The 21,181-nt window shown below is 34.0% G+C and carries 17 protein-coding genes; 11 read left to right on the top strand and 6 right to left on the bottom strand.

Features of this window, described 5'->3' with window-relative positions:
• Nucleotides 1–31: 31 nt before the first annotated feature.
• On the bottom strand, nucleotides 32–1,153 hold the full coding sequence (locus ABD715_RS14350; protein WP_344788989.1) for an alcohol dehydrogenase catalytic domain-containing protein: 1,122 nt from the start codon (nucleotides 1,151–1,153) through the stop codon (nucleotides 32–34).
• 167 nt (nucleotides 1,154–1,320) lie between these two features.
• Here ABD715_RS14350 and ABD715_RS14345 point away from each other — a divergent pair, with 167 nt between their 5' ends.
• Nucleotides 1,321–2,184, top strand: a complete 864-nt coding sequence (locus ABD715_RS14345; protein WP_344788988.1) for an AraC family transcriptional regulator — start codon at nucleotides 1,321–1,323, stop codon at nucleotides 2,182–2,184.
• Nucleotides 2,185–2,482: 298 nt separating this feature from the next.
• Here the strand turns inward: ABD715_RS14345 and ABD715_RS14340 are convergent, their stop codons facing one another.
• Nucleotides 2,483–3,508 (bottom strand): LacI family DNA-binding transcriptional regulator, encoded by a 1,026-nt coding sequence (locus ABD715_RS14340; RefSeq protein ID WP_344788987.1) that lies wholly within the window; start codon nucleotides 3,506–3,508, stop codon nucleotides 2,483–2,485.
• Nucleotides 3,509–3,743: 235 nt separating this feature from the next.
• On the opposite strand from ABD715_RS14340, the gene ABD715_RS14335 reads away from it, so the two are divergent.
• The 10 genes from ABD715_RS14335 (at nucleotide 3,744) to ABD715_RS14290 (ending at nucleotide 14,952) form a co-directional block, all read left to right on the top strand.
• Nucleotides 3,744–4,757, top strand: coding sequence for a zinc-binding alcohol dehydrogenase family protein (locus ABD715_RS14335; protein ID WP_344788985.1), 1,014 nt, complete (start codon nucleotides 3,744–3,746; stop codon nucleotides 4,755–4,757).
• Between the two features lie 25 nt (nucleotides 4,758–4,782).
• Complete coding sequence (locus ABD715_RS14330) at nucleotides 4,783–5,829, top strand: PfkB family carbohydrate kinase (RefSeq protein ID WP_344788984.1); 1,047 nt, start codon at nucleotides 4,783–4,785, stop codon at nucleotides 5,827–5,829.
• A gap of 88 nt (nucleotides 5,830–5,917) precedes the next feature.
• Nucleotides 5,918–6,586, top strand: coding sequence for a bifunctional 4-hydroxy-2-oxoglutarate aldolase/2-dehydro-3-deoxy-phosphogluconate aldolase (locus ABD715_RS14325; protein WP_344788983.1), 669 nt, complete (start codon nucleotides 5,918–5,920; stop codon nucleotides 6,584–6,586).
• Nucleotides 6,587–6,654: 68 nt separating this feature from the next.
• Nucleotides 6,655–8,307 carry a UxaA family hydrolase gene (locus ABD715_RS14320; protein ID WP_344788981.1) on the top strand — a complete coding sequence of 551 codons (1,653 nt, stop codon included), beginning with the start codon at nucleotides 6,655–6,657 and terminating at the stop codon, nucleotides 8,305–8,307.
• Nucleotides 8,308–8,519: 212 nt separating this feature from the next.
• Nucleotides 8,520–9,956 carry a tagaturonate reductase gene (locus tag ABD715_RS14315; protein ID WP_344788980.1) on the top strand — a complete coding sequence of 479 codons (1,437 nt, stop codon included), beginning with the start codon at nucleotides 8,520–8,522 and terminating at the stop codon, nucleotides 9,954–9,956.
• A 12-nt stretch (nucleotides 9,957–9,968) separates the two neighbouring features.
• On the top strand, nucleotides 9,969–10,796 hold the full coding sequence (locus tag ABD715_RS14310; RefSeq protein WP_344788978.1) for an amidohydrolase family protein: 828 nt from the start codon (nucleotides 9,969–9,971) through the stop codon (nucleotides 10,794–10,796).
• A gap of 12 nt (nucleotides 10,797–10,808) precedes the next feature.
• Complete coding sequence (locus tag ABD715_RS14305; protein WP_344788977.1) at nucleotides 10,809–11,600, top strand: SDR family oxidoreductase; 792 nt, start codon at nucleotides 10,809–10,811, stop codon at nucleotides 11,598–11,600.
• A gap of 220 nt (nucleotides 11,601–11,820) precedes the next feature.
• A complete protein-coding gene (gene fucP, locus ABD715_RS14300; protein ID WP_344788975.1) occupies nucleotides 11,821–13,143 on the top strand; it encodes an L-fucose:H+ symporter permease in 1,323 nt (440 codons plus the stop codon).
• Nucleotides 13,144–13,148: 5 nt separating this feature from the next.
• The gene (locus tag ABD715_RS14295; RefSeq protein WP_344788973.1) at nucleotides 13,149–13,490 is read left to right on the top strand and encodes an L-rhamnose mutarotase; all 342 of its coding nucleotides are present in this window, start codon (nucleotides 13,149–13,151) and stop codon (nucleotides 13,488–13,490) included.
• Nucleotides 13,491–13,578: 88 nt separating this feature from the next.
• Nucleotides 13,579–14,952 carry a glycoside hydrolase family 28 protein gene (locus ABD715_RS14290; RefSeq protein ID WP_344788972.1) on the top strand — a complete coding sequence of 458 codons (1,374 nt, stop codon included), beginning with the start codon at nucleotides 13,579–13,581 and terminating at the stop codon, nucleotides 14,950–14,952.
• Between the two features lie 205 nt (nucleotides 14,953–15,157).
• Here the strand turns inward: ABD715_RS14290 and ABD715_RS14285 are convergent, their stop codons facing one another.
• From ABD715_RS14285 to ABD715_RS14270, 4 genes are all read right to left on the bottom strand, one after another.
• Nucleotides 15,158–16,843 carry a sulfatase family protein gene (locus tag ABD715_RS14285; RefSeq protein ID WP_344788971.1) on the bottom strand — a complete coding sequence of 562 codons (1,686 nt, stop codon included), beginning with the start codon at nucleotides 16,841–16,843 and terminating at the stop codon, nucleotides 15,158–15,160.
• Nucleotides 16,844–17,109: 266 nt separating this feature from the next.
• On the bottom strand, nucleotides 17,110–18,489 hold the full coding sequence (locus tag ABD715_RS14280; protein WP_344788970.1) for a DUF2231 domain-containing protein: 1,380 nt from the start codon (nucleotides 18,487–18,489) through the stop codon (nucleotides 17,110–17,112).
• 21 nt (nucleotides 18,490–18,510) lie between these two features.
• Nucleotides 18,511–19,641 carry a twin-arginine translocation signal domain-containing protein gene (locus tag ABD715_RS14275; protein WP_344788969.1) on the bottom strand — a complete coding sequence of 377 codons (1,131 nt, stop codon included), beginning with the start codon at nucleotides 19,639–19,641 and terminating at the stop codon, nucleotides 18,511–18,513.
• 14 nt (nucleotides 19,642–19,655) lie between these two features.
• Nucleotides 19,656–21,167, bottom strand: coding sequence for a DUF1501 domain-containing protein (locus ABD715_RS14270; RefSeq protein ID WP_344788968.1), 1,512 nt, complete (start codon nucleotides 21,165–21,167; stop codon nucleotides 19,656–19,658).
• Between the last annotated feature and the right edge of the window lie 14 nt (nucleotides 21,168–21,181).

Here is a 21,181-nt window from a genome sequence, read left to right as displayed (position 1 = left end):
TTGTTGGAAGTTTTTAAGTTGGTTTTGTGTTTTATTCGAAAGTAATTACACCTTTAGCGTTTTTGCCAGACAGCATATCATCAAAAGCTTGTTGTAAATTATCTAGCGAATAGGTGTTGGTTATCATTTCGTCTAGCATTAATTCTCCCTTGTCGTATAAAGCTTCAAGTTTAGGAAAATCTATATCTGGTCTTGCAGCACCGTATAATGGATTTATGTATTTTTTGTCCCATTCAAAAAGTCGCATGTCTACCGTAATTTCTTCTTCAATACCGCTTACTTGTACCGCAGTGCCTGCGTTACGTACCATGGCTAACGGTGCAACTCCTAAAGCAGGAACAGCAGTGCATTCAAAAGCGTAATCTGCACCTCTTCCTTCGGTCATACTCTTTACTATTTTAGCAGCGTTGTTTAAGCCTTTATCTTCTCTATCTGCCAAAATAACATTAGTAGCTCCAAACTTTTTAGCCATTTCTAAACGGTTTTCGTTAATGTCTACAGCAATAATTTTAGCAGCGCCAGATATTCTTGCAGCCTGAATAACGTTTAGGCCAACTCCGCCAGTACCTAATACAACAACAGAACTGCCTAAGGTTACTTTTGCAGTGTTAAAAACAGAACCACATCCGGTCATAACACCACAGCATACAATAGAAGCAGATTCAAAAGATAACTTTTTACTTTGTTTTTTTACCACAGCAGAAGCGCGTACTAAGCTATACTCAGATAAAGTTCCAATATTAAAAGACCGTTCAATAGGTTCACCTTTCCAAGTTGTGCCTTCAATAGCAACATGCCCTCCAGGAAGTTTTCCTGCATGGTTGGCAATAACTGGCGAGTTTTTTTCGCAAATATGCTGGTTGCCTTCTTGGCATTGAAAACAGGTATAACAAGGTGTTGCCCAGTTTAAAATAACCTCGTCGCCAACGTTTATGTTTTCTACTTCTTCACCAATTGCTTCAACAATTCCAGAGCCTTCGTGTCCTAAAACAATAGGCATACCCCAAGTAAGAGAATCATGATCTGTGTGGCATAATCCAGAGGCTTTCATTTTTACTAAAACCTCATCTTTTTTTGGTGGTTTTACAATAATTTCTTCGATAGTAAAAGAACCATCTCCTTTGGCAATTGCTGCTCTACATTTTAAAGACATATGTAAAAAATTAGTTTTGAATTGTGCTTTAGCATACAAAAATAAAAATTTAGAACGCCATATAATTATTCTATAACGTTCAAATAATACTCTATTTTGACTTAAATATTTAATTTAAATATATTCTGATATAAAATAGATTATATTTGGGTTTCAAGTTAAACACTATGAAAGCGCAGTTAGAAAAAATTAGTAGTCCGCCACAAAACTCATTTAAAATTTTTGAATTCAAAGAAGATGAATTTGATGCGCCTTGGCATTTTCATCCAGAATTCGAATTAACCTTTATTGTTAAAAGTGGAGGGATGCGTTATGTTGGCGATAGTGTTATGGAGTTTGAGGCTGAAGATTTAGTGTTAATTGGTGAGAATTTGCCTCATTGCTGGAAAAACACAGAAGATAATAAGGAGAAGTCTCAGTCTATTGTAGTGCAGTGGGGAGATGATGTTATGGGTGCTGGTTGGTTAAATAACCCCGAGTTTGCAGGTATAGCTAGGTTGTTGTGGTCTGCCTCTCGTGGTGTTCAATTTGAAACTGTAACGGTAAAAAAAGTAGCGCCTTTATTGGTAGCTATGCTAAAACAGGAGCCTTTTGATAAAATATTAACTTTTTTACGTGTTTTAAAAATTTTATCAGAATCTAAAAATAAAAAATATTTATCTGGTGTAGGGTTTACGTCTAAACTAACAAGTAAATCTAACGAGCGTATTAACAAGGTGCATAATTTTGTAAAAGAAAATTATCATCGTCCTATTAAATTAAGCGAGGTTGCAAGTTTGGTTTCAATGGGCGAGGAGCCTTTTTGTAGGTTCTTTAAAAAGACTTTTAATAAAACCTTTTTCTTTTTTTTAAATGAGTATAAAATAAACTTAGCCTGTAAGTTTTTAATAGAATCTGATAAAAGAGTCTCTGAAGTAGCATTTCTATCAGGATACGAGAGTCTTCCCTTTTTTTATAAGCAATTTAAAAAGTTAATGGGTTGTTCTCCTTTGGTTTATCAAAAAAAATATAGAAAAATTAATGTTAATTAATTTTTAGGGGCTGTATGTTAAATACTTCAAAAAAAAATATATATAACCATTTGTTGTGTTTATTTAAACAAATAAGACAAGGTTTTCTTTATAAAACACTGAAATTTGCTATGGAGAACAATGCGAGTTTTTTTAACAAAACTAAAATTGTTTATTATTAAAAGTATTTAAAATTAAATAAAGCAACATAACAATATATAAGATAGTTTTTTCAGTTAATTTTTTGAGTTAGTTTGAGTGTACCAGGTGTACACTCTTTCTTTTTTCTATCAAATATGGAAATGAAAAACGTATAAGTTTATTTTCGTTTAGACGAGTCTCTTACTATAAGTTCTGCATCAAGAATCATCTTATTTAGTGACACTTTTTCGTTTGGATTGTTAATGCGCTTTAAGAATGTTTTAGCAGTTAATTCTCCAATTTTACTGCTGTGTTGCTCTATAGAAGATATAGAAGGTGTTACTAAAGATGTAAAAGATTCGTTGCTAAAACCAACCAATGCAATTTCGTTAGGTACATTTATATTCATGCTTTGCATGGTTTGTAAAGCGCCAAGAGCAGCGTAATCGCTAGCAGCATATACAGCATCTGGTCTATTGGGAAGTTCTAGAAGTTGCTTCATAATACGTCTGCCATCTTCTATTCTCAAGTTGCTTTCTGTAATTAAGTCGTCTTCAATAGGCAGATCGAATTTTTTAAGAGAGTCTCTATAGCCTCGTATTCTGTTTTTGTAAATTCTAGTATGGCTAAAACCGCCTATATGTGCTATGCGTTTGCAGCCTTGTTGTACAAGATGTTCTATAACAATCTGGCTACTTTTATAATCGTCAATACCAATATAATCAACATTTAAATCGTTTTCACCTCTATCAAAAAGAATAAGAGGTATGTTTTGAGATTTAATTTTTTCGTAATAATTTAATTTAATGGTCTCGTTTGCCATAGAAGCAATAATACCATCAACTTGGGTGTAAAGTAAGGCGTCAATACTTCGACACTCTTTTTTGTAAGATTCGTTAGATTGGGAGATAATAACATTGTATCCTTCTTTATTTAAAACGTCTTCCATTTTTTCTATAATAGAAGAGAAGAAGTGGCTATTTGCTCGAGGAATTATTACACCAACAAGATTACTTTTACCTTTTCTTAATGCACTAGCAAGATGATTTGGTTGATAATTTAAATTCTCTGCAACCTGAATAACATCGGCCTTTGTTTTTTCGCTTATTCTTGGGTGGTTGTTTAACGCTTTAGATACAGCTGAAGGAGTAATTCCTAACACATTAGCAATATCTTTTATGGTCGTTTTTTTTTTATTAGCCAATTTTTTAATACATTTGTTACAACGATTGAACAAAAATAGTTCTTTTTGTTGAAAATGCCAAAACTTTACCGCGTTACACTTTTATGATTTTTATTAGCAATCATAGGGTTTTTAACGTTTTTTTTTGGTGTTTTATTGTAAAGGATTTTTTAAAATTCTTTATTTTTTGAATAAATTGTTCAATCGTTTGAACAGTTTGTTTAAACAGTCAGCTAAACTAAAATATAATACATAAATGAAGTACATTGTCTGCGAAAAGCCAGGTGAGTTTTTATTAAAAGAAAAAGAGGCACCTGTTAGAAAAGAAAATGAAGCCTTATTACAAATAAACAAGGTAGGGATTTGTGGTACAGATTTGCATGCTTATGGAGGAAATCAAGCATTTTTTACCTACCCAAGAATATTAGGTCACGAGTTAGCTTCCGAAGTTTTAGAAATAGGAGAGAATGCAAGAGGAATTAAAGCTGGCGATAAAGTTGTTATAATGCCTTATATAAGTTGTGGCAAATGTATAGCTTGTAGAAATGGAAAAACAAACTGTTGCACAAATATTACAGTGTTGGGTGTTCATGGAGATGGTGGTATGCAAGAGCAAATTACTGTACCTGCAGATATTTTATTACCTGCCAATAATTTAAGCGACGATGAAATGGCTATTGTAGAGCCCTTAGCAATTGGTGCACATGCAGTTCGTAGAGCAGATATTAAACCTGGTGAAATTGTTGCTGTTGTTGGTTGTGGGCCAATAGGTATAGGTATTATGAAATTAGCTCAAATTGCAGGAGCTAAAGTAATAGCTATAGATATGAACGAGCAACGCTTAGAATATGCCAAAGAAAAAATAGGTGTAGACTATATTGTAAAGGCAGGTGAAAACGCTGCTAGCGACATAGAAAAAATTACTAATGGCGATTTATGTACTGCTGTTTTTGATGCGTCAGGAAATAAATATGCATTAGAGGCATGTCCAGATTATATGTCTCATGGAGGACGTTTTGTATTAGTTGGCTTGTCTAAAGGAGAGCTTACATACACACACCCAAAGGTACACGCCAAAGAGATGACATTAATGTGCAGTAGAAACGCAACTACAGAAGATTTTGAGCATGTAATTAGTGTGTTAGATCAATTTCCAACAGAATCGTTTATTACGCACAATGTGCCTTATACAGAAATGATTGCAAACTTTGACAGTTGGTTAAAACCAGAAACAGGTGTAATAAAAGCCACTGTCGATTTCAAACTTTAACTTAATTAAATTAACTATAAACAGAATGAGTAGAGTAGTAACATTCGGAGAAATCATGTTAAGATTGGCTCCACAAGGATTTTTAAGATTTTCGCAAGCAAATAGTTTTGATGCTATTTATGGAGGAGGAGAATCAAACGTAGCAGTATCATTAGCAAATTATGGTATTGATGTAGATTTCGTAACACGTTTACCAAAAAACGATATTGGTGAGTGTGCTATGATGGAAATGCGTAAAAGAGGTGTTGGTGTAGACAAAATTGTTTACGGTGGAGACCGCTTAGGAATCTATTTCTTAGAAACAGGCGCTGTATCTAGAGGGTCTAAAGTAGTTTATGACCGTGCGCACTCTGCAATTGCAGAAATCGAATCTGGAATGATTAACTGGGAAGAGGTTTTCGCTGGAGCAGAATGGTTTCACTGGACAGGTATTACACCTGCAATTTCTCAAGGCGCTGCAGATGTTTGTTTAGAAGCTGTTAAAGCTGCTAGCAAATTAGGTGTTAAAATCTCTACAGATTTAAATTACCGTGCAAAATTATGGACATATTGTGACGCTGCTCACAGAGAAGCTGTAATGACAGAATTAACATCTTACTGTGATGTTGTTTTAGGAAACGAAGAAGATGCAGAAATGCACTTTGGAATTAAACCAGAAGGAATTTCTGTGCAAACAGAAGGACACAATGTAAAAGCAGAGGCGTTCTTATCTGTATGTGAGCAAATGATGAAAAAATTCCCAAGAGCTAAAAAGGTTATTACTACTTTAAGAGGTTCTATTTCTGCATCTCATAACACATGGGCTGGAGTTTTATATGATGGAAAAACATTATTCCAAACACGTCAATACCAAATTACAGATATCGTAGATAGAGTAGGTGGTGGAGATTCTTTTATGGGAGGTTTAATCTACGGATTATTAACGTACCCAGATAACGACCAAAATGCATTAGATTTTGCAGTAGCAGCATCTTGTTTAAAACACACAATTAAAGGTGATGCAAACTTAGTAACTGTTGCAGAGGTAAATAAACTAATGGGTGGAGACGCTTCAGGACGTGTAGCTAGATAATATATGTTTAATTGTTGATCTGTTAAATCGTTTATTTGGTTTAACAGTTCAACATCTAAACAAATCAACAATTAAACATTAAAACAAAATGGCACAATTTTCAAGAATAGAAGTTGCAGCAGCAATGAAAGAAACAGGGATGATTCCTTTGTTTTTTAATAGCGATATAGAATTAAGTAAAAAAGTATTAAAAGCATGTTACGATGGTGGTGCGCGTTTAATGGAGTTTACTGCTCGTGGCGATTTTGCTCACGAAGTTTTTGGAGAGTTAACTAAATATGCTATTGCCGAATTACCAGGTATGATTATGGGTGTAGGTTCTGTTACAGACGGGGCTGCTGCATCATTATATATGGCTTTAGGAGCAAACTTTATTGTAACTCCAGTTTTAAGAGAAGATATCGCAATTGCTTGTAACCGTAAAAAAGTATTATGGTCTCCAGGATGTGGTACATTAACAGAAATCGCTAGAGCCGAAGAGCTAGGTTGCGAAATCGTTAAATTATTCCCTGGTGATATTTACGGACCTCAATTTGTAAAAGGTATTAAAGGACCTCAACCATGGACAAGCATTATGCCTACCGGTGGTGTTGCTCCAACAGAAGAAAACCTTAAAGGTTGGTTTGATGCAGGTGTTACATGTGTTGGAATGGGATCTAAATTGATTTCAAAAGATATCATTGCAAATAAAGATTACGCTAAATTAGAGCAAGATGTAAAAGCTGCACTTGCATTAGTTAAAGCTGTTAGAAAATAATATTTTTCAAAAAAGGAGATGTTTTCCCATCTCCTTTTTCTTACTAAATTAAATAAGAAATACCCGCTATGTCTAAGAATTACGTTCAAATAGACCCAAGAGACAATATTATTGTTGCTATCAATCCTTTAGAAAAAGGAACTGTTACCACAATAAATGGTACCGATGTTATCTTAAAAGAAAACATTAAACAAAAACACAAATTTGCTTTAAACGATTTTGCTATAGGTGATGAAATATTCATGTATGGTGTATTAATCGGAAAAGCCACTGAGTCAATTCAAGCCGGATGCGCTATTACAATTAATAATGTAAAGCACGCTTCTGCAGAATTTAATGATTCACAAGAAAAATTTACGTGGTCTGCCCCAGATGCTTCTAATTTTAAAGGAAGAACATTTAATGGCTACCACAGAAAAGATGGTAAAGTAGGTACAAGTAACTATTGGTTAGTAATTCCGTTAACATTCTGTGAAAACAGAAATATTGATGTTTTAGAAGGTGCGCTTTCAGAAAAATTAGGATACGAAACTAAAAAAGATTTCGCTGTAGATACAGATGCGTTAATAAAGCAGTACAAGGCAGGAGCTTCTAGCGAAGAGATTTTTAATACACCAATTATTACTACAAAAGAAGAGTTGTCTAAAAATAGATTATTCCCAAATGTAGATGGTATTAAGTTTTTAAAGCACGACGGTGGTTGTGGAGGTATTCGTCAAGACTCTGAAGTATTAGTTAAACTTTTAGCAGGATACATTGCAAACCCAAATGTGGCAGGAGCAACTATTTTTAGTTTAGGTTGCCAAAATGCACAAATAAGCATGTTGCAAGATGCCTTGGATGCTATAGACCCCAACATGGGCAAGCCTGTACATTATCTAGAGCAACAGCGTAGCGAAAGCGAACGTAAGCTTATAGAAGAGGCTGTTAAACATACCTTTATAGGTTTAACAGAAGCAAATAAAATAGAAAGAAAACCAGCACCTTTAAATAAATTAACATTAGGATTAGAGTGTGGAGGGTCCGATGGTTTTTCAGGTATATCTGCAAATCCTGCATTAGGTTATGCATCCGATTTATTAGTAGCACTTGGCGGAAGTCCTGTTTTAGCAGAATTCCCAGAATTAAACGGTGTAGAGCAAGAATTAATTAATCGTTGTAATACCGAAGAAGATTCTAAAAAATTCTACGGACTAATGCGAGCATATTCTGCAGCAGCTGTAGCTGTAGGTTCTGGGTTTGAGAATAACCCTTCTCCAGGAAATATAAAAGATGGTTTAATTACCGATGCCATGAAATCTGCAGGAGCAGCTAAAAAAGGAGGGACTTCTCCAGTGGTTAAAGTTTTAGATTATACAGAGCAAGTAACCATGCCGGGGTTAAATTTACTATGTACACCAGGTAACGATGTAGAGTCTACAACTGGTCTAGTGGGGTCTGGATGTAACGTTGTGGTATTTACAACAGGTTTAGGTACACCAACGGGTAATCCTGTAGCGCCCGTTTTAAAAATGTCTAGTAATACGCATTTGTATGAAAAAATGAATGATATTATTGATATTAATGCAGGTACCGTAATTACTGGTGAAGATACTATAGAGTCTATGGGAGAAAAAATTCTAGATCATATTATACGAGTTGCTAGTGGCGAAACACCATCTAAAGCAGTACTTCACGGTAATAACGATTTTATACCTTGGAAAAGAGGTGTGTCTTTGTAAAAGACTGTAAAAACAGTGTTTTAAGCTGTGTATTTTCTGGTAGCACTAGTTAAAATAGGGCTTGCTTTTATGCATCTAGAAAAAAACTTAAAAGAGGAGTTTCTCTATAAAATATATTTAATATAAAGCCTGCAAGGTTTTAAAATAATAACTAAACAAAAAGGTCTATCAGTTTTTTAAACCAGATAGATTTAAGAAAAAGAACTAAGTCAATGCAAGAATTAAATAGAAGTACAGCAAACGTAAAAACATATACAGAGCGTATTATTCAATTTGGAGAAGGTAACTTTTTAAGAGCCTTTGCCAATTGGATGATTCATGAAATGAACAAAAAAGCTAACTTCGATGCAGGAGTAGTTGCTGTTCAACCAATTAATCAAGGTTTAATAAAAATGTTAAACGATCAAGATGGTTTATATACATTATACCTTAACGGAATAAAAAATGGGAAAGCGATAAGTGAGCATGAAATTATCGACTGTATTCAAAGAGGGATTAACCCTTATGAAAACTATGCTGATTATTTAGCTAATGCTGAAAATCCAGACTTACGTTTTGTAATTTCTAATACTACCGAAGCTGGTATTGCTTACAATGCAGATGATAAATTAGATGATGCACCACAATCAAGTTTTCCAGGTAAATTAACAGCTTTATTGTATAAGAGATTCCAAGTTTTTGGTGGTGCTTCAGATAAAGGAATGATTATAATTCCTTGTGAATTAATAGATAATAACGGAGCAAATTTAAAGAAAATCATTTTACAATATGCAGACGATTGGAATTTAGGTGCTGAGTTTGTAGAGTGGATTAATGAAGATAATATTTTCTGTAATACACTTGTAGATAGAATAGTACCAGGGTATCCAAGAGATAAAATGGATGCTATTACTGCAGAATTAGGTTATAAAGATAACTTAGTGGTAGAAGGCGAGCAATTCCATTTATGGGTAATTGAAGGACCAGAATCTGTAAAAGAAGAAATTCCTGCTGAAGCATGCGGATTAAACATTGTATTTACAGATAACCAAGAGCCATACAGAACACGTAAAGTAAGAATATTAAATGGAGCGCACACAAGTTTAGTGCCAGTTGGATATTTATACGGCATAGATAAAGTTCGTGAGTCTTTAGAAGATGAGGTTGTTGGTGGTTTTCTTAAAGATGCCATTTTTAACGAGATTTGCCCAACTTTAGATTTGTCTAAAGAAGAATTAGAGCAATTCTCTAACGATGTTCTAGATCGTTTTAGAAACCCATATTTAGAGCATGCTTTAATTAGTATTTCTTTAAATTCTACATCGAAATTTAAAACACGTGTATTACCATCTGTTTTAGAATATATTAAAAGAAAAGGTGCTTTACCTCAACATTTATTATTCTCTTTGGCAGCACTTATAGCGTTTTATAAAGGCGATAGAAATGGTGAGGCCATAGCTATAAAAGACGATCAATCTGCTTTAGATTTCTTTGCTGCGCAATGGGCTACTGGAGATATTTCTGGAGTAGCAAAAGCAACTTTAGCTAATACAGATTTTTGGGGTGTAGATTTAACACAGTTTGAAGGTTTAGAGGCTACAGTAACAGAAAACCTAGAGAACATTATTAATAACGGAATGAAAGCTGCTTTACAAGCTTTCGTAAAATAGTTTTTGTTGACAATGACCATAGATTCGCATCAGCATTTTTGGAATTACGAACCTGTAAAGCATGATTGGATAGACGATAGCATGTCGGTTATTCGTAAAGATTTTTTACCAGAAAATTTAGAGGGCGTTTATAGCGAAAATAATATTGATGGATGTGTTGCTGTGCAAGCAGATCAAACCTTAGTTGAAACCGATTTTTTAATAGATTTAGCATCAAAAAACGATTTTATAAAAGGTGTTGTTGGTTGGGTTGATTTAAGAGGAAACGATATTGATGCTGTCTTGCAAAAATATAGTCAATTCGATAAATTAAAAGGCTTTCGTCATGTTGTCCAAGGAGAACCTGATCATAATTTTTTATTGCGACCTAATTTTTTAAATGGCATATATAAATTAAAGCAGTATAATTTTACTTATGATATTTTAGTGTTTCCTCATCAACTAGGAGCTGTTTTAGAATTTGCAAGAAAATTTCCTAACCAAAAGTTTGTTATAGATCATATAGCAAAACCCTATATAAAAGATGGTTTTTATGATGGTTGGGCTATTTTAATGATAGAAATAGGTAAACTAGATAATGTGTATTGTAAACTGTCTGGTATGGTAACAGAAGCCGATTTTAACACCTGGTCGTCAAAACAAATTCACCCGTATATGGAATTAGTTTTGAAAGCTTTTGGCACAGAAAAAGTCATGTATGGTTCAGATTGGCCAGTATGTTTGGTTGCAGGAAACTATAAACAAGTAAAAGAATTAACAACAAATTTTATAGCACAATTATCGCCAGATGAGCAAAAGGCCATTATGGGTGAAAACGCTATTAAATTTTATAATTTATAAAACAAACTAACTATGGATTTAGGATTAAAAGGAAAAGTAGTAGTAGTAACAGGAGCTGCAGGGTTAAAAGGCAGTATAGGAGAAACCATTGTGCAATCTTTAGCTAATGAAGGTGCTATACCAGTAATTGTATGTCGTAACGATAGAGGTTTTGGTTACGAAAAAGAGCTTCAAGATAAAGGTATTGATGCTAAGTTTGTAAAAACAGATTTATCAGATGTTAAGCAAATAGAAGCTGCAGCTAAAGTTATTGAAGAAAAATATGGTCGTGTTGATGCTTTAATTAACAATGTAGGTGTAAATGATGGTGCAGGTTTAGATGCTTCAATTGATGATTTTATGTATTCGCTAAAACTAAATATGGTAAGCTATTTTGCTATGACAAAGTTTTGTTTACCAATGATAAAAAAGGTTAAAGGAAATATATTAAACATAGGATCTAAAGTGGCTTTAACTGGTCAAGGAGGAACATCTGGCTACGCAGCCTCTAAAGGTGGTGTTTTTGGGTTAACAAGAGAATGGGCTGTAGATTTAATTAAGGATGGTATTCGTTCTAACGCTATTGTTATTGCAGAAAGCTGGACACCTGCTTACGATAATTGGATTAAAACTTTAGCAGATGGTGAAGAAAAACTTAAATCTATTGTAAAGAAAATTCCTTTAGAAAATAGAATGACAACTCCAGAAGAAATAGCAGATCAATGCTTATTTGCTATTTCAGAACGTTCATCACATACCACAGGACAATTTATTACAGTTGATGGTGGATATGTACATTTAGATCGCTCTTTATTGACAGAATAGAACAATATATAATACATAAAAAGACAAAATGAACCAGTGGGTTTATTTTGTCTTTTTTAGTTTTACACTTTAAAGCTAAATATTCAAACGCATACAATTATTAATATTTTAAAGACTTTTACCTAAAAATGGAACATATGTTATGCTATTATGGACATAGTGTATAACATATTGCATGCGTCTTTTTTATTTTGCATCAAATTCTAACTAAACTAATAAAATGAATAAATTAAAAAAAATACCTGTTGTAAGTAAAGAATTATTATTTCCATTTATAATAATAACATCTTTATTTGCACTTTGGGGAATTGCCAACGATTTAACAAATCCTATGGTATCGGCATTTAAAAAAGTAATGCCAGAACTATCAAATATGCAAGCATCTTTAGTGCAGTTTGCTTTCTATTTTGGGTATTTCTTTATGGCTTTACCTGCAGCATTATTTATAAGAAAGTACAGTTACAAGTCAGGAATTATTTTAGGTCTTTGTTTGTACGCGCTTGGAGCATTTTTATTTTACCCAGCTGCTGCAAACGAAACATTTACGTTTTTCTTAATCTCTTTATGGGTTATTACATGTGGTTTGGCGTTTTTAGAAACAACTTCTAATCCTTTAATTTTAGCATTAGGAGATCCGGCAACTTCTACACAGCGTTTAAATTTAGCGCAAGCATTTAATCCAATAGGTTCTTTAACAGGAATGATTATTGCTCAAGTATTTGTTATTAGCGCACTTCGTTCTGATGATTACACAGAAGAAGCATACAAAGCTTTAACATCCGAAGAATTAGCAGCTGTAAGAGAAAATGACTTAGGTATTATTAGTGTGCCTTATATTGGTTTAGGAATTTTGGTTTTGATAATAATGGCTATTATCATTTTTACAAAAATGCCTAAAACAGCCGAGGAAGATAAAATGTCGCTTTCAGAATCTTTTAAAAGACTTTTTGCAAATAGTAACTACAAATTTGGAGTTGTAGCACAAGCATTCTATGTAGGTGCACAAATTATGTGTTGGACCTATATTTTTCAATATGTAGATAATATTAATGAAACTTTAGGAATGGAACTTACAGCAACCTATTTTAATGTAGCTGCAATGATTTCTTTCCTTGTTGGACGATGGATTGGTACCGCTTTAATGCGTACAATTAACCCATCAAAAATGTTAATGCTATTTGGAATTGGTGGTGTTGTTTGTTGTGCAGGAGCTGTATTGTTATCGGGTATGCCTGGATTAATTTCTTTAGTAGCTGTTTCTGTTTTTATGTCTATTATGTTTCCTACCATTTACGGAATAGCATTAAAAGGTATGGGCGATGAGGCTAAAATTGGTTCTGCTGGTTTAGTTATGGCCATTGTAGGGGGAGCTTTAATGCCTGTTTTACAAGGTGGAATTTTGGATTGGGGAGGACCTGGTTTTTCTGATGTAAAAGTTTTAGGATTTATTCCAGAAGTTAATTTTTCATTTATATTACCTTTAATCTGTTTAGCAGTTGTTGCCTTTTATGGATACAGCACATACAAAAAACAAACAAACTAGAAAAAATGAGTACAAAAAGATTTTGCTATTCTTGCGATTTAAAAGACGATTCTAAATTAATCGCAGAATATAAAGAATACCATGCTGCAGGAAATGCATGGCCAGAAATAACAAAAAGCATAAAAGATGCCGGAATAACAGATATGCAAATTTACTTAACAGGCAATCGTATGTTTATGATTATGGAAGTTGATGACACTTTCGATCCTGCAAAGAAAGCCGAGATGGATGCTAATAATCCCAAAGTACAAGAATGGGAAAACCTAATGTGGAATTACCAACAAGAACTACCTTGGGCTAAAGATGGTGAAAAATGGATTGCTTTAGAGCAGGTTTTTCAACTTTAATAAAAACATAATTTTAAATAATATGGCGTCCGTGTATGATAATAGATTCTACACGGATGTTTTATTTTAATCAAAATTTATATTTAATATGAATTCAAAAAAAATACAATTAGCATTATTGGTTTTTACTCTCTCGTTAATGGGAATAGCTCAAAATTATAACGTAAAAGATTATGGCGCAGTAAACGATGGGATTACATTAAACACCAAAGCCATTCAAAAAGCAATAGACGATTGTACAGCAAATGGAGGCGGTAAAGTACTGCTAACTGGTGGAGGAAAATATATGTCTGGTACTATTTACCTTAAAAGCAATGTCACGCTTCATGTAGGTAATGGAACTGTATTGCTAGGAAGTCCTAATTACGATGATTATGCAACCGATACGCATAAAAACATGTATAAGAACGAACCACATATGAATCGTTGTTTCATCTTCGCAAAAGATGCTAAATCTGTTGCTATTGAAGGTTACGGAACTATTGATGGTAATGGCCATAGAAAATACTTTAAGAAAGGACGCCCAATGCTAATACGTTTTATAAATTGTAACGATATACATTTAAACGATATTTCACTAATTAATCCTGCAGCATGGACATCGGCTTGGCTATATTGTAACAATATAAGTGTAAGCGGAATAAAAATTCTTAGTCGAGTAAACAATAATGGCGATGGTTTAGATTTTGATGGTTGTACCAATGTAAGCGTTACAAATAGTAATTTTGATAATAGTGACGATAGTATTTGTTTGCAAGCGTCTCGTCCAGATAAACCTTGTAGAAACGTAAGAGTAAGCAATTGTCATTTTAGCACAAAATGGGGTGGTATGCGTATAGGTTTATTGTCTAGAGGTAATATAGAGTCTGTTACTGTAACTAACTGTACGTTTAAAGATATTCAAGATTCTGGACTTAAAATTCAGCAAAATGAAGGCGGAGAAATGAAGAATATGGTGTTTTCTAATTTGGTAATGGAAAACGTACCAAGACCTATATTTATGACCTTTTGCCAACAACGAGCCTCTGTAGATACGCCAGAAGGCGAATACGAGCCATTAAGCAGGATGCATAATTTTATGTTTAGCAATATTGTTGTAGATAACACTAAAGGCGATAAAAACTCAGCATTCTTTATCACAGGATTTCCTAATCATAATATTGAAGACGTGTCTATAAAAGAAGTTCAGTTTATTGTTTCTGGAGGCGGTACAAAAGAAGATGCTAAAAAAGAAGTTAAAGAATATACTTTAGAAACCTTAGGAGGTTGGTGGCCAGAGTTTAGTAAAGTGGGTACATTACCAGCCTCAGGAGTTTTTGCACGTCATATAGACGGTTTAAACCTAGAGAATATTACCATAAAAACGGTTACTAACGATAAGCGCGAAGCTGTGGTTTTATCTCAGGTTAAAAACTACAAAGTGAGCAATATTACCATTAACAATAAAGAATTTAAACTATAAAAATGCTGGTTTATTATACATCAAAAGAAGTTGTTTAAAAGCAAGGTTATTTACTTGATTTACCAAATAGACCCTATCGAAATTACTGGAAATGGGTTAAAATATTTTCGCATGCTATTCTTTTAAACTATAAAATTTAAAAAGCCTCTTAAACTAGTTTAAGAGGCTTTTTTTAGTAGAAAAAAATAACTAAATAATATGTTGTTTAATCATTCCAGTGCGCGTCAATTACCTTTTGAATGTGTGGGTAATTAGCATCAGTTTCATTTAAATCTTCTCTCATTTTAATTAATTGCGTTTTCATGTCTGCAATAATTTCCTTGTATTCGGGATTATTATAAGAGTTGTTCATTTCTTTAGGATCTTTCTTTAAGTCGTAAAACTCCCAAGCCACAGGTGTATCGTTTGTAAAATCGTTACCCCAACTTTTCTTATTCCATTCTGCATCAGGATTAGTCGTATCAACATAATACTTCCCGTAAAAGAATATAAGTTTATGGTCTTTAGTTCTTATTCCAAAATGTGCTGGGTTTTGGTGTCTGTGTGCCATATGCATCCAATAACGGTAGTATGTTGCTTTTTGCCAATCTTCAGGTTCTTTACCTGTTTCTAAAATGGTTTTAAAACTTTTTCCTTGCATATAGTCAGGTGTTTTTCCACCAGCAAGTTCAATCATAGTAGGTGCAAAATCGGTATTATTAATAATAGCTTCAGTTCTAATTCCAGATTTTAAACCTTCTGGATAACGCACAAAAAATGGCATGCGTAAAGACTCCTCGTACATCCAACGCTTATCAATATAATCGTGTTCACCTAGCATAAAACCTTGATCGCCCGTGTAAACAATTATTGTGTTTTCTAATAAGTTTTCAGCTTTTAAATAATCAATTAAACGTTTTACATTATCATCAACACCCTTAACACAACGTAAATAACGCTTTAAGTATTCTTGATACACTTGGCTAGTATGTTTGTCTTCCTCAGCATCGTGTGTCCATTTAACCATTTCGCTAGGCTTAATATCTTTTTGGTTTCTGTAATTTTTATAAACCGTACTGTCCATATATAGGTTATTCGCCTGGTTTCTAATTAAGTTTCTGTGCGAAACAGAAGAACCAATAATTCTTGTTAACGAGTCGTTAGCGCCTCTAGTAGCAATAGATCCGTTGTTTTTGTTGTCATATAAACTCTCTGGTTCAGGTATAAAAGTATCTTCTAAATAGCTATCGTAACGTGGTGCATTTTCAAAGTCATCATGCGGCGCTTTAAAGTGGTGCATTAAAAAGAAAGGTTTGTTAGGGTCTCTTTTAGTTTTTAACCAATTTAAGGTAATGTCCATAATATTGTCAGACGAGTGACCTTCTGTTTTTACAGTATTATTAGGCCAAGGTTTATCGCCTCTAACTCTAAAAGTTGGGTTAAAGTATTTACCTTGTCCAGGTAAAACTTGGTAAAAGTCAAAATGCTCAGGCTCGTGGTGTAAGTGCCATTTACCAACCAAAGCAGTTTGGTAACCAAGTGTTTTCATTTCTATTGGCAAGTGGTGTTTTTCTGGAGCTAAATGTCCTTCTAAATCTAAAACGCCATTGGTTTGAGACTGTTGTCCGCTAATAATAGCAGCTCTACTAGGCGTACAAATCGCATTGTGTACAAAACAGTTGTCAAAAATTACACCTTCGTTAGCTAGTTTGTCTAACGTTGGCGTAGGGTTTAAGCTTGCTAGCCTGCTACCATAAATTCCAAAACCTTGGGTGGTATGGTCATCAGACATGATGTATATAATATTGGGTTGTTTTTTTTCTTGAGCATTCGCCACTTTATTTTTACAAGACGAAACAGAAACAAGAATTGCTAAGGTGCATAGTACCTTAATTTTTTTGATTAATAACATAAACATAAAATGTTTTTAAGTTGAGTTTGTTCAGACAATAAAAATAAGAAATAAGCCAAGTTAAAAGGTAACTTTATTGTTTTTTTGTGTGCAACAAATGGTCAATTTTCAGAAAAATTTGGGCGTTACCGCAAGGGTCGGGCTTTCCGTTAAATCTTTTTTGAGAAAAACAAAAAAGGATACCGCATCAATCCCTAACGCAAAAAAAAAACAGCTATTTTACCTCTAAAATAGCTGTTTTTTTATTTATTATTATGTACTATAACTTATAATCCAAAAATAAGTTCTGGCATACTATTAGCATCATTTGCGTGTTCCTTATTAATTTTTGTGCTCCAAACATAGGCTTTTTTTAATTTTGGCATGTTCGAAAATGTCGCCAAACTAGCTTCAGTAATGTTCGTTTTATAAATATTTAAGCTATTTATGTTTGGGTGATTTTTTAAAGCAGAAACGCCCATATCTGTAATAGGATTTCTATTTATAACTAGTTTTTGAAGATTTTTAAATTCATTAATCGTCTTTAAATGTTTATCCTTTACCAAATTATCTTCAGCATAAAACCAAATAATATGATCTTTAATTTTAAGTAATTTTTCAAATTTAGAATCTAATAAATTAGCAGTATCCTCCTTGATAAAATTAGATGGTAAAACAACTTCGTATAAATTAGATTCAAAAATCAATTCGCGTAGTACAAAACCTTCAGCAATCAAATCGTTTAATACATCATCGTTAACTGTACTAAGTGTAGGTAGTTTAGTTTCTCCCTTTGCAGAAGAGCTTAAATTAAGCATATTAGCAGCTATACTTTGTATGTCTTCGGGTGTTTCTACACTACCAAGTTTAGCATTAAAATTAGCATTTGTGTTATCTATCCAATACGAGAGAATAGCAACTTCTTCTTCAGTTAAAGGTGTTTTGCCTTCTGGAGGCATAAAATCATCATGATGAGGGTTAAGCAATACACGACGTGTTAATTCAGAGTTTTTAGAATCTCCAGCAATAAGGACATCGCCATTTTTTCCGCCTTTTAAAATAGCTAAACTATCTTGTAACGATAAACCACCTTTCTTTTTATCTGCATTATGGCAACTTGCACATTTGTCTTGTAAAATAGGATTTACTAAATAGCTAAAAACTACTGCATCTTCAACATTAGTAACGGGAACAAGCGCTAAATCTTTAGATTTGCCAAAAGGAGCGTATTTGGTTAAATAATCGCTACCATGAGTTAAATTACCTCCATAATGGCCAGTTACGCTTAGTAAAATTACAATTAAAGCTAGGGTAGAAATATTGGCCTTTACACTTTTTAAATGCGATAATTTAATTTTATCTATTCTAATTAACCAAGCAAGTAAAGCTATTACGGTTGTAGCAACTCCAAACCAAAAGTGGGTGTCTAAAGTATTAGCATCATAATCGCCACTTAACGAAAGCATATAGCCTAGTACACAGGCTATTAATGCGCTTCCAAAACCACAGAATAATGCTAATGGAATAGCTTGTGTTAGTGCAGGAGTATTTTTCCATTTGCTATAAAGTTCTAAAACAAATGCAAAAAACAAAAAACCAATAGGTAAGTGAACCACTAAAGGGTGAAATCTTCCTAGAAATAAGACAAAGTCTGGTGCTTGATTCATAAAGTAAACTGTAAATAATTTCTAAACGCGTTCTAGTTTGTATGGAGCAGAATGGTTAGCATTCCATTGGCATATGTATACATTTTTATCTTCATCTATGCACACATCATGACCATGTAATATAGGTTTTTCGTCTATTTGAAACGTCTTTTGAAGTTCTCCATTCTTGTAGTCCGGTGCAGTACCACCTGGGTTAGATACCACTTTGTCACCTTCTAAAATAGTAACAAAGCCCGTATGTTCTTTCCAGTTAGATTTTCCAACTTTGGGTTGAGACCAGCATACACCCGCATATAAATTATCATCATCAAAAACAGGTCTGCATACTTGCATGTTTGGTAAATGCAAGGTTTTTATATACTTACCGTCTAGCGTAAACCATTTAAAGCAAGCTTGACTTCTAGAGGTAACCACAACCATTGGGTTGTTTTTGTCTCTGTAGTCTATAGCTACACCATGCGCACTTTTAATTTGATAATTTTTATCTGGATTGTCACTACCACCCCAATGTCTTATGTACCTTCCGTAGGCATCATATTGAATAACGCGACTCATACCATAACCATCAGCTACATAAATATCTCCATTTGGCCCAATAGCGGTTTCTGTTGGACAAAAATCTTCTCCTGGTTTATATACACCAATAGTTACAGGGTGTCCAATATCAAAAATTACTTTTCCATCAATAGTCGTTTTTGCTACACGACCATTGTGCTTTACCATTTTATTATTTTTACCTAGTGCCCAACCAGAATCGGCAATGTATAGCATGTCTTCGCCTCCTTCGTCGTGTAAGGTTAAACCATGACCACCTTGATATGCAGTGCCCCAATAATCTAATAACTTACCAGATTTATCGAAAATAAGAATGTTGTTTTGTGGATGATCTCCAATCATTATTAAGCGTCCTTTGCTATCCATTACCATTTCATGGCAATTAAGTAAAGGGGTTCTTGTAGAACTTAATTTTGCCCAATTCTTGGTAAGTTTATATTTATAATCGCCATGACCTAAAATGGTGTCTGTTTCTTTAAGTAAATGGTTTTCTTGACTTTTACCTGTTATAACAGATGCTCCAAAAGCTGATGACGATGCTGCTACAGCTGCACTTACTAATCCTGTTTTTTTTAAAAAGTTTCTTCTTGTAGACATAAATAAGTTATAGGTTAAGTTAATAAATCTTTTACAACGTGACCATGAACATCGGTTAATCGGTAACGTCGCCCTTGGTGCTTAAAGGTGAGCCTTTCGTGGTCTACACCAACTAAGTGCATTAAGGTAGCATGAAAATCATGCACATGCACAGGGTCTTTAACTACGTTATAACTAAAATCGTCTGTTTCACCATAGGTAAAGCCAGGTTTTACTCCTGCACCCGCCATCCACATGGTAAAGGCTTTAGGGTGGTGGTCTCTTCCATAGTTTTTTTTGGTTAATTGCCCTTGAGAATACACAGTTCTGCCAAATTCACCTCCCCAAATAACCAAAGTATCTTCTAACATACCACGTTGTTTTAAATCTTTAATTAAAGCAGCAGTGGGTTGGTCTGTTTTTTTAGAGTTTCCTTTTACACCTCCTGGGCAGTTATTGTGTTGATCCCATCCTTGGTGGTACAATTGAACAAATTTAACTCCTTTTTCAAGCAGTTTTCTTGCCATTAAGCAATTTGCAGCATAGGTTCCTGGGTCTCTACTGTCTTTTCCGTATAAATCGAATATATGCTCTGGCTCATCAGATAAATCTGTAACTTCTGGAACAGATGTTTGCATTTTAAAGGCCATTTCGTATTGAGACATTCTAGCTTGAATTTCTGGGTCGCCGTATGCATCTTTCTGGATGTTGTTTAAATTACCAAGGTAATCTAGCATATTTCTACGATCGTTTCCATCATAGTTTTCAGGATCACTTAAATATAATACAGGATCTTTTCCAGATCTAAATTGTACACCTTGGTGCTCGGTAGGTAAAAAACCATTACCCCATAAGCTAGCTTTAAGCGGTTGCCCTTTTCCGTTTTTAGAAACAAGGGTGATAAACGTTGGTAGGTTTTCGTTGTCAGATCCTAGACCGTAACTTAACCAAGAGCCAATAGAAGGTCTTCCTGGTAGTTGATGCCCCGTTTGCATAAAAGTAATGGCAGGAGTGTGGTTAATTTGATCGGTTTGCATGCCTTTCATAAAGCATAAATCGTCTACAACTTCAGAGAGGTATGGCATCGCATCACTAACCCAAGCTTTAGATTCTCCATATTGCTTAAAGTTAAATAAAGATGGTGCTACAGGAAGTGTACTTTGGTTTCCACTCATTCCTGTAAGTCGTTGTCCTCCCATTATAGATTCTGGTAGTTCTTTACCATACATGTCTAATAGTTTAGGCTTATAATCGAACAAGTCCATTTGCGATGGTCCGCCACTTTGAAACAAGTATATAATACGTTTTGCTTTTGGTAAATGATGAGGTAAGCCTAGTCTATTTTTGTTATAAGTATCTAATATAATATCCTCGGTACTTTTCATTCCTGTTGCTCCGAACATTTTTTCGGAACCAAGAAGGCTTCCTAAGGCAATAGCTCCAAGGCCTAAAGAGGTTTTCTTTAAAAAGTTTCTTCTGTCGAGTTGTCTTTCTAATTTTTGTAAATCTCTATTACTAGATGTTAATTTTTTATGATGATCGCACATAATGTCTTTGTTTA

Source organism: Postechiella marina (genome assembly GCF_039538365.1).
Classification (GTDB): Bacteria; Bacteroidota; Bacteroidia; order Flavobacteriales; family Flavobacteriaceae; genus Postechiella; species Postechiella marina.
The sequence above is the reverse complement of the archived record's forward strand: the minus strand, read 5'-3'. Positions and strand labels throughout refer to the sequence as shown.